The organism is Maribacter flavus, assembly GCF_008386635.1.
Classification (GTDB): domain Bacteria; phylum Bacteroidota; class Bacteroidia; order Flavobacteriales; family Flavobacteriaceae; genus Maribacter; species Maribacter flavus.
Genome location: NZ_VUOE01000001.1, coordinates 1,497,447 through 1,520,112 on the forward strand (window position 1 = coordinate 1,497,447; position 22,666 = coordinate 1,520,112).

Below are 22,666 nucleotides of genomic sequence, written 5' to 3' on the forward strand. Positions count from 1 at the left end.
TTTAGGTTAAGTTTTATCTATATAAAGTGAAATGGCCAACAAATTCCCTACTATCTTCCTCCCCGTTCAATTGAATGACGTACCAGTAATCTCCGGTTGGCAATTCCTTGCCTTCGTATCTTCCATCCCAGCCCTTGGCATCATGGGCCTGTCTTGAAACCACTCTACCATAACGGTCATAAATCTTTATTAGTATATCTGGGAATTGCTGAATATTTTTTGGTATCCAGAAGTCGTTTTCGCCATCACCATCCGGGGTAAAGAAGTTAGGAATATCCACATCAATGAATTCCATAAAGATGCTGGCCATCATCTCACATCCGTTTTGGTCCACTACCCTAACCTCATAGGTGCCCGTCCTCATAATGTAGAACGTATTGTCGTTTCCATTGTCAACACCATCAAAATAATAGGTGTATTCTGGACTACCTCCCTCGGCAATGGCCGTTATCTCGTTTAAGCTTCGCTGTTCAGGAAGCAGGATCAACGGGTCGAAACTTTCAATGGTGAAGTCTACCGTAACCAAACAGCCATTTGAATGCGCGATGGTGATATAGTGATTTCCTGGAGCAATGTTCCTAAAGTCTGGATTGAGTTGCAGCGCAGAAGCATCCGTACTATCCAATGCGTACATCACATCCCCAATGAGGCTTTCATCCTCCAAGGTGATGTTCACGTAATTGTCCGGAAGGTCTCCCGTACACACATAAACAGGTTCAACCGTGGCGTTAAGATTTACACCTGGTTCTATATCCACGACCACATTGGTCTCACAGCCATTGGCATCCCTAACGAAAATCAAATAGTTGCCGGCGGCCATATCAACAAAAGAGGTCCTGTCCTGCACAAAGTCAGCATCATCATTGGAATTCAACGCCGTACTATACGGAGCCGTACCTCCCGTGATGTTCAATGAAATCGTTCCGTCCTGACTATCCACGCAAATTTCTGGGGTAGTAGTGGCATCAACCATTAGCATGGATGGTTCCGTAATGGTATACTCCAAATATTCGAAGCATCCATTCTGATCTTGGGCGATGATGATGTAATCTCCCGGTTCCAGATCCGTAAACGTGTTTACGGTATCGAACTGGTTCAGGTTGGGGGAAATGGCATATTGATATCCTCCAGAACCACCAGAAAGTGTAACGGTAATACTACCATTTCCTTCCCCTTCACAGGTTACATTGATTACCTCATCAACATAGGTCAATGGTGCAGGTTCCGAAATGATAACCTCCTCTGGCAATGTGGTACAATCCTCACTTGTTACCGATACATAATATGTTCCGGCAGGCAGGTTTCTAAATTCGCCAATGGATGTTGGACCGGCAATTCTTGCGGCAACGCTTAAGGAAGCATCGGTAAACAATTCGAACTGATAATTACCAAGTCCTCCAAATGCATCGGCATAGATAATGGCGGTACTTTCACCCGTACAATTGATGTATGCTGCCGATTGGTCCACAAATAACACCAAGGGGTCGATCATGTCTTCCGTAATCGCATTTGACTGAACCGCATCACAACCGTTGATAGCGTCCCTTACAAAGTATTGATAAGTTCCTGCACCCAGTGTTCCAGTTGCAGGTAATCCCATTGGATTGCTGGTCATTGGCAAAAAGTTGATACCATCGATACTATATTCATAGGTGCCACTGCCCCCTGTTGCCGTAAGCTCAAACTCAACACCGGTTGCACAGGTCAAAGGGTCGGTACGTATCAATTGCGCACTGACTGGAGTGGGTTCAATAATCTCGACCGTGTTGGTAGTCACGTCACAATCCCAACCGTCCGTAACCGTAATGCTGTAAATACCGGCACCCAAGTCATTGAAATTGGGGCTTAGTTGCGACGCCGTAGAGAAAAGGATCGTCGTGCCATCCGCATCAATATAGTTCAAGATATATTCATAAGAACCGCTTCCTCCGGCAACCGTTATGTTTGCGGTAACCGTAGCGCCCATATCGCCATAACATGCCAAATTGGTCACTAAAGGAGTCGCGTTTGCAACTATGGGTGTAGCAGGGTCAAGTACCACAGTGTCCGTGTAAGGACAACCTGCTTGGTCCGTGACCGTAATGTCATAGATGCCTGCGGATAGTCCACTAAAGACATTGGCATACACATTGTTTTCAGTAAACGTATCGGTTCCATTGGTGATGGAAATGGTATAAGGTCCGAATCCACCTTGGGGAACTACGCGAATTTCACCCCTATCGTTGGTACATGTTGGCTGCGAAAGAATGTCCGTAGTTGCCGTTAGTGCCATATCCGGTGAGGCGATGGTCACCATATTGGTATCTTCGGAACAAAAAGGCACATCCGTTTCCGTAATGGTGACGTAATAATTGCCCCCGGAAAGACCTCCAACAACCCTAGGGTTAACGGACGTATCCGTACTCACCACTCCGCCTACAGGGTTACCTGCAGCATCGAATATTTGATAATTATAGTTCCCAGTATACCCTGTGATGTTTATTTCCAATTCACCATTGGAATCACCAAAACACGTAACCGGAGTAACTGCAGTGGCTGTAGCCCTAATGAAATCATACGGTTCTACATTATAGGCGGGCGTATCAAAATAACATCCAGTATCTACATCGGTTACCCTAAACGTGTAGGAACCTGTTGTCAATAGGTCAAAAGTAGCCGTGGTGGCCGTAGACCCTGTTTGTACTGCATTTGTATTGCCAATAGGCAATAACTCGTACGTATACGTATGCGCCAAACCATTGTCTGAAACCGTAATGGTAACCGTTTCATCATTTGTACAGGTGATGTCCACATCTGTAGCGACCGATGCCGTAAACCTATTGATAGGCTGAATGATGACGGAATCCGTTGCGATACATCCATTGGCATCCCTAACATAGACCGTGATATTTTGCACCGTCCCGTTATCAGCGATATTGAATGTATTGGCTGATTGATAGGTAATACCATTTAAGCTGTATAAGTATGGCCCCGTTCCCGAAAGAACCCCAGGGGTCGCGGCACCATCTTCCACAGTAATAGTTACCACAGCCGTATTGATGCTGTTATCCGGAGCACAATCAAATGTGGTCGCAGAAGCACTAATGACCAAAGGTTGTGGTTCCGTTATCGTTTCGTTCTTGATGTCTTCACAACCTAGTCCGGACACCACTCTCACTTGGTAGTCTCCTGCCGGTAGGTTATCAAACAAAGGGCTGCTTTGTAATGGTCTATTTGAAGCTCCAGCACTTACCCCAATCAATTCATATTGATAGTTAGGATTTCCATCCGTAGTTGGGTCTAAAATAGCCCTTAAACTACCGTCACTACCTCCTTCACAGCTTACGTCGATTATGGTGGCATCCAATAAAACGGGCGTTATTGGAGCAACTAGCGCTTGTGAGATACTTTTCTGACATACGGGATTCGTAGTATCCAAGTCCCTAACTACAAAATTGTAAATTCCAATTTCAGTTAGATTTGTAAAAATACCTGTTGATTGGGTGACTATTGTACCTGATGGTGTGGTCATAACAAACTCTAGGTTTGTGGAACCCCCCGTTACACCAACTGTGATTTCGCCACCTGGATTAAGGGTACAGTCGATTGGCTTGTCTACGGTCGTTGACAAATTCATTTCTTCGTACAGTAAAACGGCCGGGGTTGTCGCGCTACATCCCCACTGATCGGTAACCATTACCTCGTAGTTGCCGGTGCCCAATCCAGAGAATATAGGCGTATTCTGGGAAGCACGGAAGTTAGAACCGTTCAATACCAACTGATAGGTAAAGTTGGACCCTTGGCCTCCTGATGCCAATACTTCAATCTCACCTTCCAAATTGGTACAGTTTTCCTGATTTACCTGTAAGCTGGCAGTTATTGGGGTAGGATCTACCAACACAATAGTGTTGTCTATCAATTGCTCACAACCTTGGGCATCCCTTACCCAAGCCTGATACGTTCCAGCTGAAAGTCCCCCTAACATTGGAGATGCTGTATAATCCGTAGGCAAGGTAGGTGCTGCTACACCTATATAATAGGTATAACCTCCCCATCCACCTTGAACGTTGATAATTTCTATACTACCATCGTTGCCAGGAACGCAGGTAATGTCCATTGTTGCAATTGCTCCACTAATGGCCATACTGGGCCCGGCAATGGTGAACGCTTCGGTGTTTACACAGAATGGGTTGTTGTCCTGTGCAATTGATACATAATAACTTCCGGCAGGTAAATTGATGTCGGCCATTGGACCGTTGGTGGCCTCATTGCCTGTTGTTACTAAAATATCATCGGCGGTATTTGCCAAGGTTCCGTTGGTGTCGTAAACTGTCCATGTAAACCCACCCGGATAGGTCGCGTCGACCAATTCGAAATTGACCGCACCTGTTGATGTTCCATAACATTCCACATCGCTTACATTGGTCACATTAATCGTAAAAGTGTTAGGCTCCAACAAGGTTTCGGAAGCCGAGATGATACAGCCTGTATCGATGTGCCTTGCCAAAATGGTATACGGTCCAGCCGCCAAACCTGGGAAGACATTGGATACTTGATAGTTCGAACCATTATCGATACTATATTCGAATCTCGAAGGGTCCCCTAACGTAGACACTACGCTCATGGTCAATTCCCCGTCGTTTCCTGGGTTACATGTAACCGTATTCGTGATGCTGACCGAAGCGGATATCAATTCGTCAAACGGATTTACAATGGCAGTCGTGGAGCCTAAACAGCCGTTGCTATCGTACACATTGATGGTATAGCTTCCACCAGCAAAATCGGTTTCAGTGTACACGGGATTCGTTCCAGATTGAACAACTACCGGAGCCTCTATGGGTGCCGTGTTCGGGTCGTCCTCTTCTATAAATTCATACCTCACGTAAGTTCCTGAACCACCTGTAATTGCCGAAGTATCTATGGTAATCGTTGCGTTGTTTTCGTTGTTTCCAACCGTACAGGCAAATTCAACCACCGATGCATTCACATTGGTGATGATTTCAGGCTCTGTAATTGCCTGAGTGATGTCCATTGAACAACCATTGGCCGCGGTAACCCTAATGGTGTAGGTGATTCCTGGGGCAATCAAACCTTCCAACCCTTGGAACGTGGCCCTTGTGGCCGTACTGGTCGTTGGTGCAATAGGGAATGTTGCACTGCTTCCAGGTCCGGAAATTATTTCATAGGAATAAGGTCCGGTGCCCACATCCGTACTCGTTACGGTTATGGATCCGTCATCGGCCCCGTTACAAGTAACATCCGTAAAACTGGAAACACTAATGTTTGGTAGTACCGCTGGCGGAACATTGACCACGATGCTGCCCAAACAATTGGGTATCGCCGTACTTGTATCATATACCGTTACAGTATAGTTGCCGTCAATACTGGCACCTGTCCATGTGATACTTGAACCGCCCATTGCTGTTCTTGCTTGGTCCACTGCTCCGGGGCCATCAATTTCATAATCGTAGGAACCAGATCCCGCGGTCACATTGATTGTGATTTCCGCATTGTTGGCAGGAACTACCTCACAATCCAATAAGGTTGTCAACGTAGCATTGAACTGTAAGGGTGGTTGAATATCAAATGTTTCAGTAACTGAACATCCATTTACATCCCTAACCTCTATAGTTTGTGCCAAACCAGAGCTAAGGCCTGTTACCAAGTATTGGTTGCTGACATCAAAGGTAAAGTTTTGGAAGGCATTTCCATTCACCCTTATCTGGAAAGGGGCCGAAGCTACCAATGGATTATCCAAGGTTACACTTACTTGGAACATTCCCTCATCGGCACATTCATCAACAATACTCAAACTAATTATTGGACTTGGATCTTCCAATACCGTGATAGGCCTTTGGAAAATACAACCATAAGCATCCTTAACATACACGATATAATCACCGGCTTCTACATTTGCTGTGGTGTTATTTATCCATCCCGCATCAGTTGTCAAAGGAGCAGGGGCGGTATCCAGTAAATATTGATATTCATACGGAGCCGTTCCGTTTCGTCCCGCTGCGGTAATGATGCCCGCGTTGAGGTTACAATTGTCGTTTTGTGGAGAGGCGACATCCAAATCCAGCGCAAAGGCGGATTCACGTATCGTAAAAGTACCTCCATCTACGGAACAACCGTTGTTGGGTCCGCCCACTTCCGTAAGCAATAAATAGTATTCCCCTGGAGGCAAGGTCGCAAAATTGCTTACCGTAACGGAACTGGGTGGGTTTACACTGGATGTACCCATATACCCGGTTGTTATGTTGGATTGCCTGTTGAAAACTTCATATTGTACATCGGTAGCAGCAACATCAAACCCAGAAAAAGTAAAGGATACGTTACCATCTGCGGAACCTGTACAACTTACGTTATTAACAGCGTCAAGCGTAGCCACCATGGATGATGGCGTGTTGATGGGTGCAGCGGCCTCCTCAAAATAATAACAATTGGTGGTCAAATCGAAAACCACAAAAGTATACGTGATGCCAGGTGTAAGTCCGGTAAACGTTGAAGTAAAGCCTCCAAGAACATCCGGAGCCTGATAGCTACTGGAATAAGGAGCCGAATACGTTTCCAAAATGGCAAATTCGTAGTTCCCACTTCCTACGGCAGCACCAACAGATACTACGGCCGTTCCCCCTACCAAACAATCAACCGTGGCCGTAGATACATCAATATCCAGATCATTGGGAGGTGAGGCAATGATTTCGGTCGTGTAGGAAGCACAACCATTGGCATCCACTACGTCAATTTGATAAATACCGAATTCCAATACCGTAAACGTATGGTCACGCGTAGACGGTGTGGTGGTATGGGTTTGGGTTGGAATCCCGTTGTTACCCGTTAAAATATAGGTATACTCGGCCGTTCCGCCTGAAACGCCTGAAATAGAAATTTCTCCCGGATTTGTGGTTCCCAATCCAGCATCACAGGTAATTGGTACATCCGAAGTAGTATATACAATAGGGCTTGGTTCAGCAATAATTACAGGAAAAGGAGCGGAAACACAACCCTTATCATCTGTAATGGTCACCTCATAATTGCCCGCAGGCAACCCAGTGGTCTGGGTTCCGTAATTGGTAGGGCCAGAAGTTTCCACTACATTGATTACATAAGGAGGCACGCCCACAGAAGTATCTATTTGAACATCCAAAGAGCCCGTGCTTTCACCATTACAAAGAATATCTGTTGGAACTACATTCGCAATTACGGGAGTTTGGGCTTCCGTAATGGTAATAGGATTTGTTACCACCACACAATTTACGGGCGTAGAGGTATCCGTAACCCTAAAAACAAAGTTCCCAAATAGGTTGGTCGTAAATACGTTCCCGGCAAAGTTCGTATTGGAAAAAGTAGTTCCCCCATCATTGGACCATTCGTATGAATAGGTTCCAGAACCTCCGTTGGCATTTATTGTAACGGATGCATCCACCAAACACGTTAAATCGTTCGTTAGGACCGCGTTCGCAGTCAATTGGGGATTTATCGTTACCGTTTGGGTATTGGCCGCCAAAGGACAACCTAGGGCATCCCTTACTTCAATATCATAAGAACCTGCGGAAAGATTACTAAAGGTATATGTAGTGGCTGTCGTTGGTGTTGGAGCCAACCAAGGACCGCCGTTTATCCTAAACTGATAGCCTCCGTTGCCACTGGTAACGTTCACTACAATCTCACCATCGTTGTTTCCACTGTAACACGTTGTGGGTTCTGCCGTAAACACAATTGGGTCGGTGGGATTTATGGTGAGCGGGGCGTCAATTATATCCTCGCAATTGTTTATATCACGCACACGCACCAAATAATCGCCCGGGGCAAGTCCGCTGAAAGTGGTATTGCTGCCATTAGTGGCAAAATCAAAACCTGCAATAATGCCTCCTACACCATCTTCCAGTTGATACCTATAGTTGGGGGTGCCACCCATAGCCGATGCGATGATAACTCCTCCATCCGTACAAGTAGCCTGACTAATGATCGTTGCCGAAGCAACCACAGGAGTAGGTTCGTTAATCGTTTGGTTCAAGGTAACCGTACAGCCTGCAATTGGGTTATCCACATCCCTGATAGAAATTGTATAGTTCCCCGCGGAAAGACCGGAAATGATCTGTGGGGACGTTGTGGAGCTACCCAATATCGTAGAGAAGTTGTCCAAACTATATTCAAATCCCCCAGCGCCAAAATTATCTACGTCAAAAGAAATGGAGCCATCCGTATCTCCATTACAGGTAACATCCATGGCAGAAACAATGGAGGCCTCAAATGCGTTGCCCGGTTCAACAGTTACATCTATGGTTACCGTTTGTGGGCATTGTTCCGGAAGTTGTGTCGCGACGATATTATCGATAACAACATCGTTTCCTGCAGTTGCAGTTCCAATGGTCCTTATTACTATATCCAAATTTGTCTCCGCACCTGGATTTAATGTGATGTTGTAATTTTCCCAGATATCAGGATCCGTACTCTTTGGAATATTACCTGTGGGTATGCTTGCTATGACCGTGCCCGATGAGTTTACCAGTTGAACATCCAGATTGGCATCAGCCCCTGTAGAACCAACAAATTTGAGATTAAAAACATCAATGGAAATGGTAATGTCCCTATTTGGAACCACTTCGATTCCCCTTTTGGCATAAACAATACCATTTACACCGGCGACCCCACCAATATTTATAGCAAGGTATCTACCATTTGGGTTTCCGGATTGTTCGTTGGGTACCAACCATGTATAAGGGTTCACAATGGTATTTGCCACAGAGTACTCCCCGTCCTGTATATGGGTGTCCGTACCAAAGCTAGGACAACTACTTGGGCTTCCGTCTTGAGGTTCAAAACAGAATAATGGGTCTATTTCCGTAATGCTGGTTGGCGCACCAACACCAAAATCCTCACGTAATAAAACACTCGGAGAAGGAGCCACATTACTGATATAATCTACCGAAATCGTATGGGTGCCGACAGGAACATTGGTGAAAATATTCGAATCTGCAGGTGTATTTGGCGTCCCATTCAAGCTATACGTGTAATCCAAGCTAGGATCGTCCGTTCCTATGGTTACGATACCCGTTCCATCACAGGAGTAATCGACCGTTGGGGTCAAGGTAACATTGGGAGGTGTTGGTGCCGGATCAATTGTTACGGACATTGGGTAAGTACAACCGTTGGCATCTTGCACGTATAGCGTATGTGTACCTGCCAATAAATAATCAATGGCATTCGCCCCATAGGACAATCCTCCGTCAAAACTGTAGGAATATGGTGCCGTTCCTCCTAGTACATTGGTAATCCGTACCTCAGCACCGGCACTTGGATTACATTCGATCAACTGGGTAACGGCAGCGGAAGCGGACAAGGTAAAAGGTTCCGTAATCGAATATAACTGACTTAACTCGCAATTATTGGCATCCCGTACCCGAACCGTGTAATTCCCCGTGCCCAGGTTATTAAAGGTATTGGTTGTTTGATAGGTTGCTCCGTTATTTATACTATAACGATAAGGAGCTTCCCCACCACTTGCCACAATGGTTATGGTTGCTTGGTTTTCTCCACTACAAAGAATTGGTGTGTTGGATACTGAAAGGGCCAATGGAGCATCTTGAACAATATTGATGTCATAGCTGGCTTCACAGTATCCTGTGATTCCGTTGTTATCTCGAACATAGACATCATAGTCTCCCGGAGCACTTACGGTAACAGGATTCGTCGTTGAGAAATCACCTGCAGTTGGTGTAACACCATCGGCAACAACAGCGTATACATAATTTCCGTCTCCACCGGCTGCTGTAATATCAATATCCGTATCCGAGGTACATGCGGTAATATTGCCAGCACTGGCAATAAGACTAAGTTCAGGATTAATTGTTATGGTTTGTGTATCCGTACAACTATTTCCGTCCCTAACATTGATGATATAGGTTCCAGGGGCAAGGCCTGTAAACACATTTGATGAGCTATAACCACCTCCGTTGATATTATATTCAAAATTACCATCGCCTCCTGATGTAACATTGGCCGTTATCGTCAATCCAACCGCATCGTCATAACAGAAATCATTGGGCGTTACTGCCAGTACAGGAGCGGTTGCCGGGTTTATATCAAAAGTAAAGGGTACCGCACAATTGTTGGCATCCGTAACGGTGCCCGTATAGGTGCCTCCTTGGGTCAATCCATTAAATACGCCATTCGTATTGGTGCCGAATAGCGAGGTATCCGGATTATAAAGGGTATATTCATAGCTTCCCCATCCACCCGATGCAGCAACGATTACACTACCATCGTCCAAACACGTGGGTTGCGTTACCATAGGTGCAGCTACCGTCAATGCCGATGGAGGTCCTTCCAAGGTATGGGTCGTATTGTACGTACAATTGGTATCCGTATCCAAAATGTCCAAGGTGTAATTGCCCGAGCCCAGGTTAGGAAGGCTTATTGTGGCCTGAACCCCTCCCGTAGCAACAGTTCCGGAAGGTCCGGTTACGGTATAGGTGAAATTTTGTCCGGTTTGATAATTAACGTTGAACTGTATCGTACCATCGGTCGCACCAAAACAGGAAACGGGAGTTACCGTGATACCACTCATGGTAATAGGTACAATAGGTGCTATGGTATGGTTTTCTTCGTAAAAACAACCATCGGCATCCGTTACCCTAATGGTATATGTATCCGGGGCCAAACCGTTAAAGTCGGCCGTATTTCCTAGAGTGGCATCCGGTGCTATCGTTGAAGGGGCAACAATCTGAATGGTCAAAGGAGCGGTCCCCCCAATTGAGGTAACCTGTAAATCTACCGTACCACTTGGACAGGTTATTTGGGATTCAACAACCGTAATATCCGTTGGAGGGTCCGTTGGGTCGATGATTATTGGAGTTGTGGCATATACACATCCCGCAGCATCCCTAACCGATACGGTATAGGAACCGGCGGTTAAATTTTCAAATCGATGTGCGTTTGGGGTCGAATCGGGAATAAAGTTTATTCCATCGATACTATAGCTGTAAGGTGCCGTTCCTCCGGATACATTCTGGGCCTCTATAATGCCATCTTGCAAACAGGAATAATCCTGAACTAATGCTGATTCCGCAAATAATGCATTTGCCGGACCGCTTATAGTATGGTAATACGGATAGTTGCAGTCCGCGCTTCCTCTACGCATATTGACCACAATGGTGTAGTCGCCAGGCATGAGGTTTCCAAAATAACCAGAAGCATTGGCGGCAATCGCATCGTTGATATCAAAATTATCGTTGATCACATCGATTTGTGGAATGTCAATATCGAATAGATAGTACGTAAGTTGGTAGCCATTATCGTCCAAAAGATTCATCTGTATGGACCCCGAAGCATCGCCAAAACAAGCTTGGTCTTCAATGGTAGCGCCTGAAAATTCGGCTGCCGGTCTAAATTCAATAGTAACCGTGTTGGAAAATGCAAAACAATTGTTTCGATCTACCACCACGAAGGTGTAATCACCGGGATTATAGATATCGAAGATTTGGCTGGACTGGAATTCGGTCGCAGGTATATCCTGGGGTGTTGGGTAGGAGGTAACTATAGTACCCGTTTCGTCCTCATAGGACCAAATAGCGTATCTATGGGGTGTTTGGCCCCCAGTGGAGCTCATGAGAATATTTCCTTCCCTACAGGTGATGTGTTGTGAGACCCGCGCCTCTATTTCCAAATCATTGCCGTCGACAAGGGTTACCTGCTCCGAATGGGTACAACCATCTTGGGTACGGGCAATAACAATATAGTTTCCTGCATTCAGGCCGGAAAAGGTAAAATCATTGTCTATCTGCGCGGTTTCATCATCGATCAAGGTCCCTAGACCACCGTTGGAACCATCGTCCAAACGAAGTTCATATTCATAATTGGGCTCGGCATTGTTAATTTGAATGTTGATACTTCCCTGTGATATACAATTGGGGTCCGTATGGGATACATCAAAAGTTACGTCCCTATCCAAAACTCCAATGACCGGAGTCCTAAAAATACAGGCATTGTCAATAGGATCTCCATTTAGGTCCAACTGGGTAACCTCCACCACATAACTGCCATTTTCACCCGCGTTAAAATCAAAACTAGGCCCATTGTTGGCACTGAAAGAAATCACGACGGTATCCGTATCGTCATTTACCAATTGGTATCCATAGCCATTCCCCAAATTGGTGATCGTGATGTTTCCGGGATTGGCACAAATGATGTCTTCCTTGGTATACTGGATGTCCAAGTTGTTTCTAAATACGTTGAAGTAGAAGCGACTGGTACACCCATTTTGATAGGTGACAGAAAGCCTGAACTGGCCTTCCGTATTCGCCGTATAGGTATTGCCGGTTGCCACTTGGTTCCAGGTACAGGTCAAGGCCCTATTGGCACAATCGTCCCCAGAAGGGCTGCAGCTTCCTTCGTCCAGCTGTTCCCAAACAATGGTTTGTGCATCAATAATGTTAATTTGTAACTCCTTTGTGTCCGCAGCGCCACATAGAAACAACTTGGGCAACATGGCATTGTCCACACTGCATTGAACAATTTCACCGGCGATATCGTTGTAAGGATCCGTATCATTATTGACGGCGTTCATCAACTCAATTATAGGGTTGGGTATCAAACCTGCTCCATAGGGAGTGACCGTAATGATTTCCTTGAACCCCTTACAAGGGTCTGCTACTATCTTGTCCACGATATAAGTACCCACCTGCGTAACAACGATGGTGCTTGGGTCATTATCCGGGTCACCATCGGTAATGACCGTATCGGTCGCGTCAAATTGATTGTTTCCGTTATCGTCCCTTACCCATACATATTCGTCAAAGCCATCTCCGGCATTCAATATGGCCGAACTTCCACATAGTTCTACGGTGCGTTGAAAATTACAGTCCGAAAGGTCATCCAATAGGAAGTTTGTGGCTCCAGGAACCACAAAACCACAAGCATTGAAGTCCGTTACACTGGGGTCATCTGTAACCATAGCGGTATTTTCAACTCCTTGATACGAGGAGTAGGCCAAATTCTGAATCAAATCCGAACATGCATCAATAAAATCGAAACAGTTTTCTGCAACCTGAACCCGCATTCTAATAGAATATTCAGGTCCATCCTCTTCTACCAGATTATTTGGAATCGAAAAAATAACTTCTCTTGAAGCAGGTGTATATACGTAAGTTACCCCTGGAGGTAACGCAAAATCAGATGGTATAAAGTCTGTTCTGCCGTCAGGCGGAGAAACATTTATTGGTAGGACATCTCGAATGGTATAATTGTCCGCATCATCATTCCCAATATTTTGAAAGGATAGTACATAATCCAAAACTTGGCCCAAATTAACTCCCTGACCGGTAATGTCCACACCGCCAGGAGTGTTAACCCGTTTTTCCAAAACAATATTTGGAGCGATAATTTCTATATCGAACGACGTAAAAAAGATATCATATTTGTCCTGAGAGGAACTTGCCCTCAATACGGCACTAGTGGCATCGTTTGGTATGACATTGTTGAATTGATTGTTTATCTCAAAAAGATCTATGTCCCAACCCAAGGTATTGATACTATTGGGGGTTCTATCTGTAACCAATGCGTCGTAACGAGTAATATTTGAGTTGAAAAAGTTTGTAGCTGGGTTTAATGTATTGGATAAAGGTGTAAAGACGCCACCACCAAAGGCATCGATAGCCAATCCATCGCCTGATATCCTATTATCCCCTTCCAAAGCAGCAACACCAATTTTGGCGTTCACAGGAAAAGGAGCCGGTAAACTGGTGAACCCACTTACCGGTATATCAACAGTTTGTCCAGATGCAATTCCTGCGTATCCATCAAAAGTGGTGATATATCTACTGCCGGGAAGATTTGGATTCTCATACACTACAACCAATTTCCAACCACCAGAAATACCGCCAGAAATACCACCTCCCAAACTGGCCCTAACATTTGCCACCGTATATTCTCCGTTTGGATCCGGTAACGCGGTAAGTATACTCGTTACATCCCTGTATGCTGCATATGGACTGTAATAACCAAAATCTGCATCCCCATTGCCGTCGAACAGTATTTCATCGGCGGTTATGTCTTGGTAGGCACCGCCCGGTACCCTAAACCTGATCTGGTCAATAGTACTACGATCCGGATTTACATAGACGGCGGACCAATACAAACCGGCATATCGAATTAAGGAACATGTAGGATCTGGAACCGTTAAAATTGCACTACTTGAGCTGAAGGTACTTGGGTCACCATCCACGTCAATATATTGCATGTCTAAGTTATCATTGTACTCAGAAGAACTGCCGGTCAAATTGTACGGTTCGTTTGGAGAGGTTGCAGGTATTGTAACCGTTACCCTTCTCCATCTTCCATTAATGAATTGCCACTCCTGTCTTGTTTCCTCTTGGGTTTGTCTATTGACAATGTTGTTGCCTGCAAAGGTTAGTTCACCCCTAATATCCGCGGAATACCTTACCTCAAAATTGTTCTTTACCTGTGAAAAAGTTGAAAAAGTTCCGATTACCAAAAAAATCAGAAACAATGAAACCCTCAATAAAGAGATTCTAATATTAATATTTGGAACGGTAAACTCCAAAAAGGTAGTTTGTTTGGTCATAGCACTATGTTCTAAAAGCACTTCGAGGGATTCAATTACAAATCACTACAGAATATGCCAATAACAAAGATTGTCCATACTAGGAAGGTTTGAAATTTATTGTTGTGGTCTGAAAGCTATATGTTGTGAAAAGTGGTTTGCAGAGGGTATGTGAAATGAGATCTCCCTGTTTTATGGTATTTATGACCCATGGAACATCTAGAAATTTTAAGAAAAATCAGGTTTAAACGAGGTCTCTTTGGTGGGTATAGAAAAAAAACTATTCTTAGTTTAGGAATGGTTTTAATCCTTCCGATTAAGAATTCTCCTTTACTGAAAAACAGATGGCTTTCGCCGTTAAATTTTGTTCCAAAAAAAAGACCAAGAAAAATTTCTTGGTCCATTTAATTGTGTTTTTCTTTTAACTATGCCACTTGCCCGGGGGTAACCCTCATAATCCACATTTTTTCATCATAGGCATCGTTCAATTTAGAATAATAGGATATTAGGGCATTTGTCCAGGAATCATGTTTTTTTAAGTAAACATACCTCCAATTATTTTTGGGATTGATAAAATAGCTGGCGCTGAGTCCGTAGGAATTTAAAAGCGCCACAAACCTATTGGCGTTTTTTGGGTTTGCAAAAACATTGGCGATGATATAGTAACCGGACCCGATACCATCAATTTCGTAGTTTTCAGGTTCCGTACCGTTGGCAGCCAATCTATCCTGTTGTACTACATTTTTACGAAGTACGTCCGTATCGTATTTGGAAGATTTCTCCCTTAACTTGTTTACATTGTTCACATAGGCTTCGTTGGTGTACCTGTTCTCAACGTTCATGATCCAGGTTTTGCCGTCATAGGCTCCGTTGAAATTTGAATCGTGGGCGGCAACTGCTTCCTCAAAAGTGTCATAGCGCTGTAAATACACGTATTTCAATCCGTTGTTTGGGTTGTCAATATAATCCGCCTGAATTCCTTTGGCATCCAAACTATTTAAGAATTTGTCCAGATACTTGCCCCCCTTGTAGACATTTGCCACCACATAGTAACCATCGGTTACATTGGGCAGGTCATTGAACTTTCTGCTTTTCACCCGTTCCTGAACCACTGTTTTTTCCTGTTCCTGGTTTACCTTATTTTTCTGTGGAGGGGTATATGCCAGCACGTCTTTTTTGGTTTCTTCCCGTCTGATTTCCTGCTTTGGTCGGTTCGTTCTGGACACCTCGGTATTCACTATGGCATTGGATGTACCTTTCTCTTCGAACGAATTGTTGCTTTGTGTCACATCATCCATGGCTTTTGAAGCGGCATTTACATTGGTGGCCAAGGCGTCTTGGGCCGATGTATTCCGATTGGTATTTTCTGCTGGTTTTATTTCTCGCTCCCGAGTATTTTGTGCCGATGCCAATTTTACATCGGATTCGTCACCCCTGAAGATTTCTTCGGCCCTGCGTTCCAAATCGGGACGTTCGCCATTGGTTTCGTTCCTAACCATTTTCATAACCATATTGAACCTTCGTTCCAGGTCTGCCTGTCTATTGGCCTCCAAGGAATCCTGCCGAAACATCAACTCTTCAATAATGGCATCGTTTTCGGCCAATTTCCTTTTCAGCTCCTCAATCTCATCATTCGTAGCAATGTTCTCCGGTTCAAAATCATTTTTAACCAAATCGTCTTCAAAATCATCTTCCAACATAACCCTGTCCTCGGTCAGGTTCGGTGTGAAGGAATAGGCAAAGGAAATTTCATGGGTAAGTCCAAAATTGTCAAAGTTGTTTGACAAGCCCTTCTCCATGGTATACCCCAAAGAAATCCGTTGGTTAAGATTAAATCCTACCCCGGCGGCAGCTCCATAAAAACTATCATAACCACCTTGGATCCAACCTATTTTTGGAAGGTCCAAAATTAAGCTTCCCCCTAAGGTGATGTTATCCTCTTCTCCATCCATTCGAACCCTTGCCAACGGCATCAAACGCCCCGCTTCCAGAATTCCGGAACTATTTTTAAACTGATGGGTATATTGCAGGTGTCCGGAATAGGTTTTCTCACTAAAATCCGTAAGGGATTCACTTGTTTTTAAATTATAATCGAATAGGTTTTCTGCAAAGGCACCAATATCAAAATTTCCGTAGGATAGGTTAAATCCCGGTTGAAAGGATAAAAGGTTCTGGTCCTGGAATCCCGCCAAAAATGGATCTTCCTCTACCGTTGTTGCACGGCCTTCGTCAAAACCACTATTGTAATAGGAAAGATTGGCCCCAAAGGTAAAATTGCTTTTATCGCTCAGTTTTACTCCGTAGGCGTAGTTTGCCAAAACACCATAGTTACTCAATGCCCCCAAACGCTGGGTATACAAACTCAATCCTAAACCGGTACGGTCGCTGATCCTACCACTATAACTCAAGAAATAGTTTTGGTTGTTATCGTCAAATTGTACCGATTGGTTCCTGTGCAATAAATTGATGTACGATTTGTCTTCCCGTACCGTAGAAAATGTTGGGTTTATCAAAAACCGATTGTATTTCAACAGGTTTTGGGAAGGTACCTCGTACCCAAAATAAGGATTGTCTTCCTGCGCTTGGGCCTTAGAAAACCCAAGGGCAAGAAGTACAAATAATAGTAGTATACGTGTTTTAGGTAGCATGTTTGGTTTTAGCGTATTACAGTGATTGTGCCCTGTTTCAGCACCTCGTTGGCATTTCGAATCTTATAATAAAACACCATGTTCTGCTTGGTAAATGCCGTTGAGGTCTGGGGCCAATTATTTTTATAGTCAAACTCATTTAACACCTCTTCTCCTTGGCCATTGTAAATGATTACGTTTACATCGGCCCTGTTGGAGTAGGAATTGGGTATTACCCATTGGTCATTGATTCCATCGCCGTTTACGGTAATGACATTGGGTACTTTGAACGTATCCAATATGGATACTTCAAACTGCCTAACAATATCACAATTCCCAATACTTGCTATCAGCGTGTACGTTCCCGGTTCGGTAATGGCAGCGCTGTCCGAAGTACTAATTTCCGTGTTGTTGGCATCCATCCATCTATAGGCCGTTCCGCCGGAAGCAGAAATCGTCCTAGTTGTTCCCTCAGGAATGACCATATTACCGGCCGGCTCCAAACTGATTAGGTTTTCGTCCAAAGGAGATATCGTGACTTCGTTAGAAATTAATTGACATCCGTCCCGATCCAAAACTAAACGGTATGTTCCCGTTGCGCTAACATTTAAGTCCCTGTCCGTAGTGCTTACCATGCTGCCATCCAATTGCCACTCAAACGATTCGGCCGTTAAATCCAATGAAGCGCTCAAGGTTATCAAATCACTAGCGCTACAATAGACCGTGCCTGTACTACTAATAGTAACTGTATCACCGGTCAATAATTGCACGGCTAAGGCATTTGATGTTTCGTTGTATGTATCGATAGTTGCGTTCACTGTATAACTTCCATTTTCCAAGTTGGAGGCGATGCTGATGGAGTTTCCTGTCTGACCGGATATGGTAGACCCGTCCTTTTGCCACTGATAGGCAAAGGCATCCCTAAGATCTTCCGTGACGTTGGTTTTGGTTCCATCCGAAGCAACCGCATTAATGGTCGCGACCTCCAACACTATACTTGTAGAAACACAGGAAGTATAATTTCCTGTATAATCCAATACCAATTCAAAAGACGCCGGTGTAACCACCGCCGTAGTTTCCGAGTTTTTGCTAGTGCTGCCACAACTTCCCCCTGTTTCGGTAACCTGGGCATAGTAGTTGCCTGCCTCGGTAACGTTCAATGTGCTGGTAGTTTCACCCGCGATTTCCCCACCGTTTTTAAACCATTTGTAGGTTGGGGAACTTGCATCGGTAGCGACGGATAAGGTCTGAGGCATCGTTGGGAGCAAGACCACGTTTTCCGGGTTGACCCTAGTAACGGAATATGAGCCCGGATTGCTCATGGCAACCGGCGCGGAACGCTCGGTACAGATACCTGTCCCTGAAATCTCAACCGCATAATCCCCTTCAAATCCCGCAACACCTCCATTAACGGTATAGGTAGTTCCGATGGCGCCCATAATGGCAACATCGTTCTTATACCACTGATAGCTCCAAGCCGCATCGGTTTGGTCAATGGACAATATTTCGGAATCCGTTGGACAGAGTACCGTTTTGCTTGGTGGATTAATTGCAATACCAGAACCTGTACCGCCAATGGTAACATCCACAATGTTGGAATCCGTATTTCCGGAACCCGTACAATTGGGGCCATAATCCACGTAGGCATTGTACATACCACTTTGGGTGACGTTCAATGTGTGCCCAGTCTGGCCTGTAAGCAGGGTTCCGCTTCTATACCAAATATACTGATAGGTTTCAGGATTGGGAATGTTATCCACCTGAAGAGTAATTGGCCCTGTAGCACAAACACTTCCCGGGGGTACACCGTCCCCTAGTTCGCTAATGTTCAGGTTATTGGTGATGTCCATGTAGTACATGTTGTACGTGGGGGATTCCGTTCCAATCTTTACCGGGTCGGTACTTCGTACCCGCATTTTGTAGTTAAGACCTCGAGTGTCCGTTGGAATGGAAAAACTTACATCAAAGTCGTTCACGGTATTTTTATCTGTTACCGTAACCAATTCAGTAGGCGCCGAAAAGCTACCGTTGGCATCGGATAGTTCCAAAATAAATTCGTTACCGGCATTGGCCGTACCGGCCCAAGTAACGTTCACAAAGTATTCGTTAAAGCCCCCATTACCCGCGCAGATATACCCCCAAACGGAGTTACCGGCAAGATTGGGATTATCCGCAGGTTCAGGTGCATTGATGATAATGGCCTGGGCAGAAAGCTGTAGGAAACCCAAGAACACAAGGAGGGTGGTCAAGTAGTAAGATTTGTAATTTTGTTTCATAGTGATGTGTGGTTTTGTGCCCCAAATGATAGTGATGTTGTAGGTCAAACACTTTAAACCTTTGGTACTCAAAACAAATATGACACAAATAACGCGCGTAGGGTATTTATTGTTGTAGGCCGATTCATTTTTGTTGTGAAACGCATTTTGTACAAGGTGAACCTTTTTTAATCTTAGGTTTTGCGGCAATTTTGCTACTTTTGTAGCTTGAAAAAATACAACATGAGCGAGACATCCAAGTCTTTGAATTTTATTGAACAGATCATAGAGGAAGATCTGGAAAATGGTTATTCCAAGAGCGATTTACGCTTTCGGTTTCCTCCCGAACCCAATGGCTACCTGCACATAGGCCACGCGAGTTCCATTTGTCTAAATTTTGGTTTAGGCCTTCGGTATCAATCCCCTGTAAATCTTAGGTTTGACGATACCAATCCGGCCAAGGAGGAGCAGGAGTTCGTGGACGCCATCAAAAAAGATGTTTCCTGGCTTGGTTTCAAGTGGGATACCGAGCGGTATGCTTCCGATTATTTCCAGCAGTTGTATGATTGGGCGGTTCAGCTCATCAAGGATGGCAAGGCCTATGTGGACAGTCAGACTTCTGAAGAAATGGCCGTGCAAAAGGGCACCCCAACACAACCTGGAACAAATAGTCCCTTTCGAAACAGAAGCGTTGCCGAAAACCTATCCCTGTTTGAAGAGATGAAAAGCGGGGCACACAAGGAGGGTTCGCATGTGCTGAGGGCGAAAATCGATATGGCCCATACCAATATGCTTATGCGAGATCCAATCATGTACAGAATCCTGCACAGAGCGCACCACAGAACGAATACCGATTGGTGTATTTATCCCATGTATGACTGGACGCATGGTGAAAGCGACTACATAGAACAGGTTTCCCATTCCCTTTGCACCTTGGAATTTTTGCCCCATAGAGAGCTATATGATTGGTTTTTGGACCAAGTGTACGATCCCAAAATGTTACGACCAAAACAGCGTGAATTCGCCCGAAGAAATTTGAGCCATACCGTTGTAAGCAAACGAAAACTGGCACAGTTGGTGGCCGAAAAAGTAGTCACCGGATGGGACGACCCCAGAATGCCCACCATCTCAGGAATGCGAAGAAGGGGGTATACGCCGGAGTCCATCCGTAATTTTGCCGATACCATAGGAATCGCAAAAAGGGAAAACCTAATCGATGTTTCCCTCTTGGAATTCCATGTGCGAGAAGACCTTAACAGAACGACCCCCAGGGTCATGGGTGTACTAGACCCCTTAAAGGTGGTCATCACCAATTATCCAGAGGGCCACGAAGAATGGCTGGAGGCAGAAAACAGTCCCGAGGACGAATCGTTAGGCTTTAGGCAAGTTCCTTTTTCAAGGGAATTATATATTGAGAAGGACGACTTTAAGGAGGAGGCCAACAAAGAGTTTTTCCGCTTGAAGTTGGGCGGAGAGGTTCGTCTAAAAAACGCCTATATTGTCAAGGCCGAAAGTTGCACCAAAGATACCGATGGGAATATTATTGAGGTACAATGTACGTATGACCCCAAAAGCAAAAGCGGAAGCGGTAACCCCGAAAGCCTAAGAAAGGTCAAGGGAACCTTGCATTGGGTGTCCATACAGCATGCCGTTCCTTCTGAAATACGATTGTATGACCGCTTGTTTACACATGAAAGTCCGGATACCCAAAAGGACAAGGATTTTATGGAATTTATAAATCCAAACTCCCTGGAGGTCATCACCGGGTATGTAGAGCCAAGTTTGAAAGAGACGAAGATTGGTGACCGCATTCAGTTTCAGCGCATGGGCTACTTCTGTGTGGATAAAGATTCTACTGAAGAAGAACTTGTGTTTAACAAGACCGTTGGGCTTCGGGATTCTTGGGCCAAGATCCAGCAGAAAGCGGAGTAAATCAACCAAACACAAACACGTAAGAATTAAAAATTCCAAATCCAGTGCACCCATAATTCCAATACTGGTCCAAAGCGTATATGAATAAGGTTAAACCAAGTGGTATATTTAAATTAAAAGGCCCGGTGATTAAACTTCCGCGCCTTTTTGATTTATTCTTTTGCTCTCCCCTTATCAATTGACTTGGCGTCCTTACTTTTTTTCATTTGCTCCCCGATCATATTACTGGCCGTAAAGGAAGCGACCATATTGTTCAGCATATCGCTACCAGCTTGAGGCGAATTTGGCAATAAGATCAAATTGGTATTCGTTTCTTCACCGATGCTTTGTAATGTATCGTAGTGTTGGGTGACAACGATCAAAGCGGAGGCTTCTTGGGAGTTGATGCCCACCTTGTTCAACACCTCTACGGATTCCTCTAGACCCCGTGCAATTTCACGTCGCTGGTCTGCAATACCCTGCCCTTGTAATCGCTTGCTTTCCGCTTCTGCCTTGGCCTTTTCAACGATAAGGATTCGGGCGGCATCACCCTCAAATTGGGCTGCGATTTTTTCCCTTTCGGAAGCGTTGATTCGGTTCATGGCCGCTTTCACCTGTGGGTCTGGGTCAATATCCGTTACCAAAGTCTTTATGATGTCAAATCCATATTCAAGCATGGCGTCGTTAAGTTCTGCCTTTACCGCAAGTGCTATATCGTCCTTTTTTACAAAGACATCGTCCAGTTTCATTTTGGGCACTTCGGCACGTACCACATCAAAAACATAGGAAGTTATCTGTTCATGCGGGTAATCCAATTTGTAAAATGCGTCATACACCTTGTCCTTAATGACCATGTATTGCACGGAAACCTTTAGCCGTACAAAAACGTCGTCTAAGGTTTTTGTTTCAATGATAACGTCCAATTGCTGGATTTTTAAGCTTAATCTTCCGGCAATGCGCTGCACGAAGGGTATTTTAAATTGTAACCCAGAATGCCTAATGCTGCTAAACCTTCCAAAGGTTTCAATAACCGCGGCCGTTTGCTGTTTTACGATAAAAACAAAGGACATAAGTACCAGCCCTAAAATAATTACAATCGGTATTAAAATAAAGTTTCCCATGATTCCTTGTTTAAAGTTAATTTGGATGAATGTACGAAATCGTACCTTTTTATTAGTACGCTTTGTGTTCGTTTTGTTACAAATTTCATAAGGTAGTACTTTTTTGGTGGGCTGGCATTAACCGCATCAATAGCCAAAAAGCTGTGTAAAATTGTAATTCCGATACTATTTCCCTTCCTTTTCTTTGCCTCTCCATAGAAAAGGAAG

General features: G+C 44.6%; 5 protein-coding genes. 1 reads left to right on the forward strand and 4 read right to left on the reverse strand.

Annotated elements, in window-relative coordinates:
- Positions 1 to 13 precede the first annotated feature (13 nt).
- The 3 genes from F0361_RS06595 to F0361_RS06605 all read right to left on the reverse strand — a co-directional run bounded on the left by F0361_RS06595 (position 14) and on the right by F0361_RS06605 (position 19,448).
- A complete protein-coding gene (locus tag F0361_RS06595; protein WP_154917727.1) occupies positions 14 to 14,566 on the reverse strand; it encodes a T9SS type B sorting domain-containing protein in 14,553 nt (4,850 codons plus the stop codon).
- Between the two features lie 404 nt (positions 14,567 to 14,970).
- The gene (locus tag F0361_RS06600; RefSeq protein ID WP_154917728.1) at positions 14,971 to 17,193 is read right to left on the reverse strand and encodes a PorP/SprF family type IX secretion system membrane protein; all 2,223 of its coding nucleotides are present in this window, start codon (positions 17,191 to 17,193) and stop codon (positions 14,971 to 14,973) included.
- 8 nt (positions 17,194 to 17,201) lie between these two features.
- A complete protein-coding gene (locus F0361_RS06605; protein ID WP_154917729.1) occupies positions 17,202 to 19,448 on the reverse strand; it encodes a T9SS type B sorting domain-containing protein in 2,247 nt (748 codons plus the stop codon).
- A gap of 222 nt (positions 19,449 to 19,670) precedes the next feature.
- On the opposite strand from F0361_RS06605, the gene F0361_RS06610 reads away from it, so the two are divergent.
- The gene (locus F0361_RS06610) at positions 19,671 to 21,359 is read left to right on the forward strand and encodes a glutamine--tRNA ligase/YqeY domain fusion protein (protein WP_154917730.1); all 1,689 of its coding nucleotides are present in this window, start codon (positions 19,671 to 19,673) and stop codon (positions 21,357 to 21,359) included.
- Between the two features lie 152 nt (positions 21,360 to 21,511).
- Here F0361_RS06610 and F0361_RS06615 read toward each other — a convergent pair whose 3' ends face one another.
- The gene (locus F0361_RS06615) at positions 21,512 to 22,459 is read right to left on the reverse strand and encodes an SPFH domain-containing protein (RefSeq protein WP_154917731.1); all 948 of its coding nucleotides are present in this window, start codon (positions 22,457 to 22,459) and stop codon (positions 21,512 to 21,514) included.
- Between the last annotated feature and the right edge of the window lie 207 nt (positions 22,460 to 22,666).

Bases quoted from the DNA above. Each gene is read 5' to 3' on its own strand.
- F0361_RS06595 (WP_154917727.1), bottom strand. From the start codon at position 14,566: ATGACCAAACAAACTACCTTTTTGGAGTTTACCGTTCCAAATATTAAT.
- F0361_RS06600 (WP_154917728.1), bottom strand. From the start codon at position 17,193: ATGCTACCTAAAACACGTATACTACTATTATTTGTACTTCTTGCCCTT.
- F0361_RS06605 (WP_154917729.1), bottom strand. From the start codon at position 19,448: ATGAAACAAAATTACAAATCTTACTACTTGACCACCCTCCTTGTGTTC.
- F0361_RS06610 (WP_154917730.1), top strand. From the start codon at position 19,671: ATGAGCGAGACATCCAAGTCTTTGAATTTTATTGAACAGATCATAGAG.
- F0361_RS06615 (WP_154917731.1), bottom strand. From the start codon at position 22,459: ATGGGAAACTTTATTTTAATACCGATTGTAATTATTTTAGGGCTGGTA.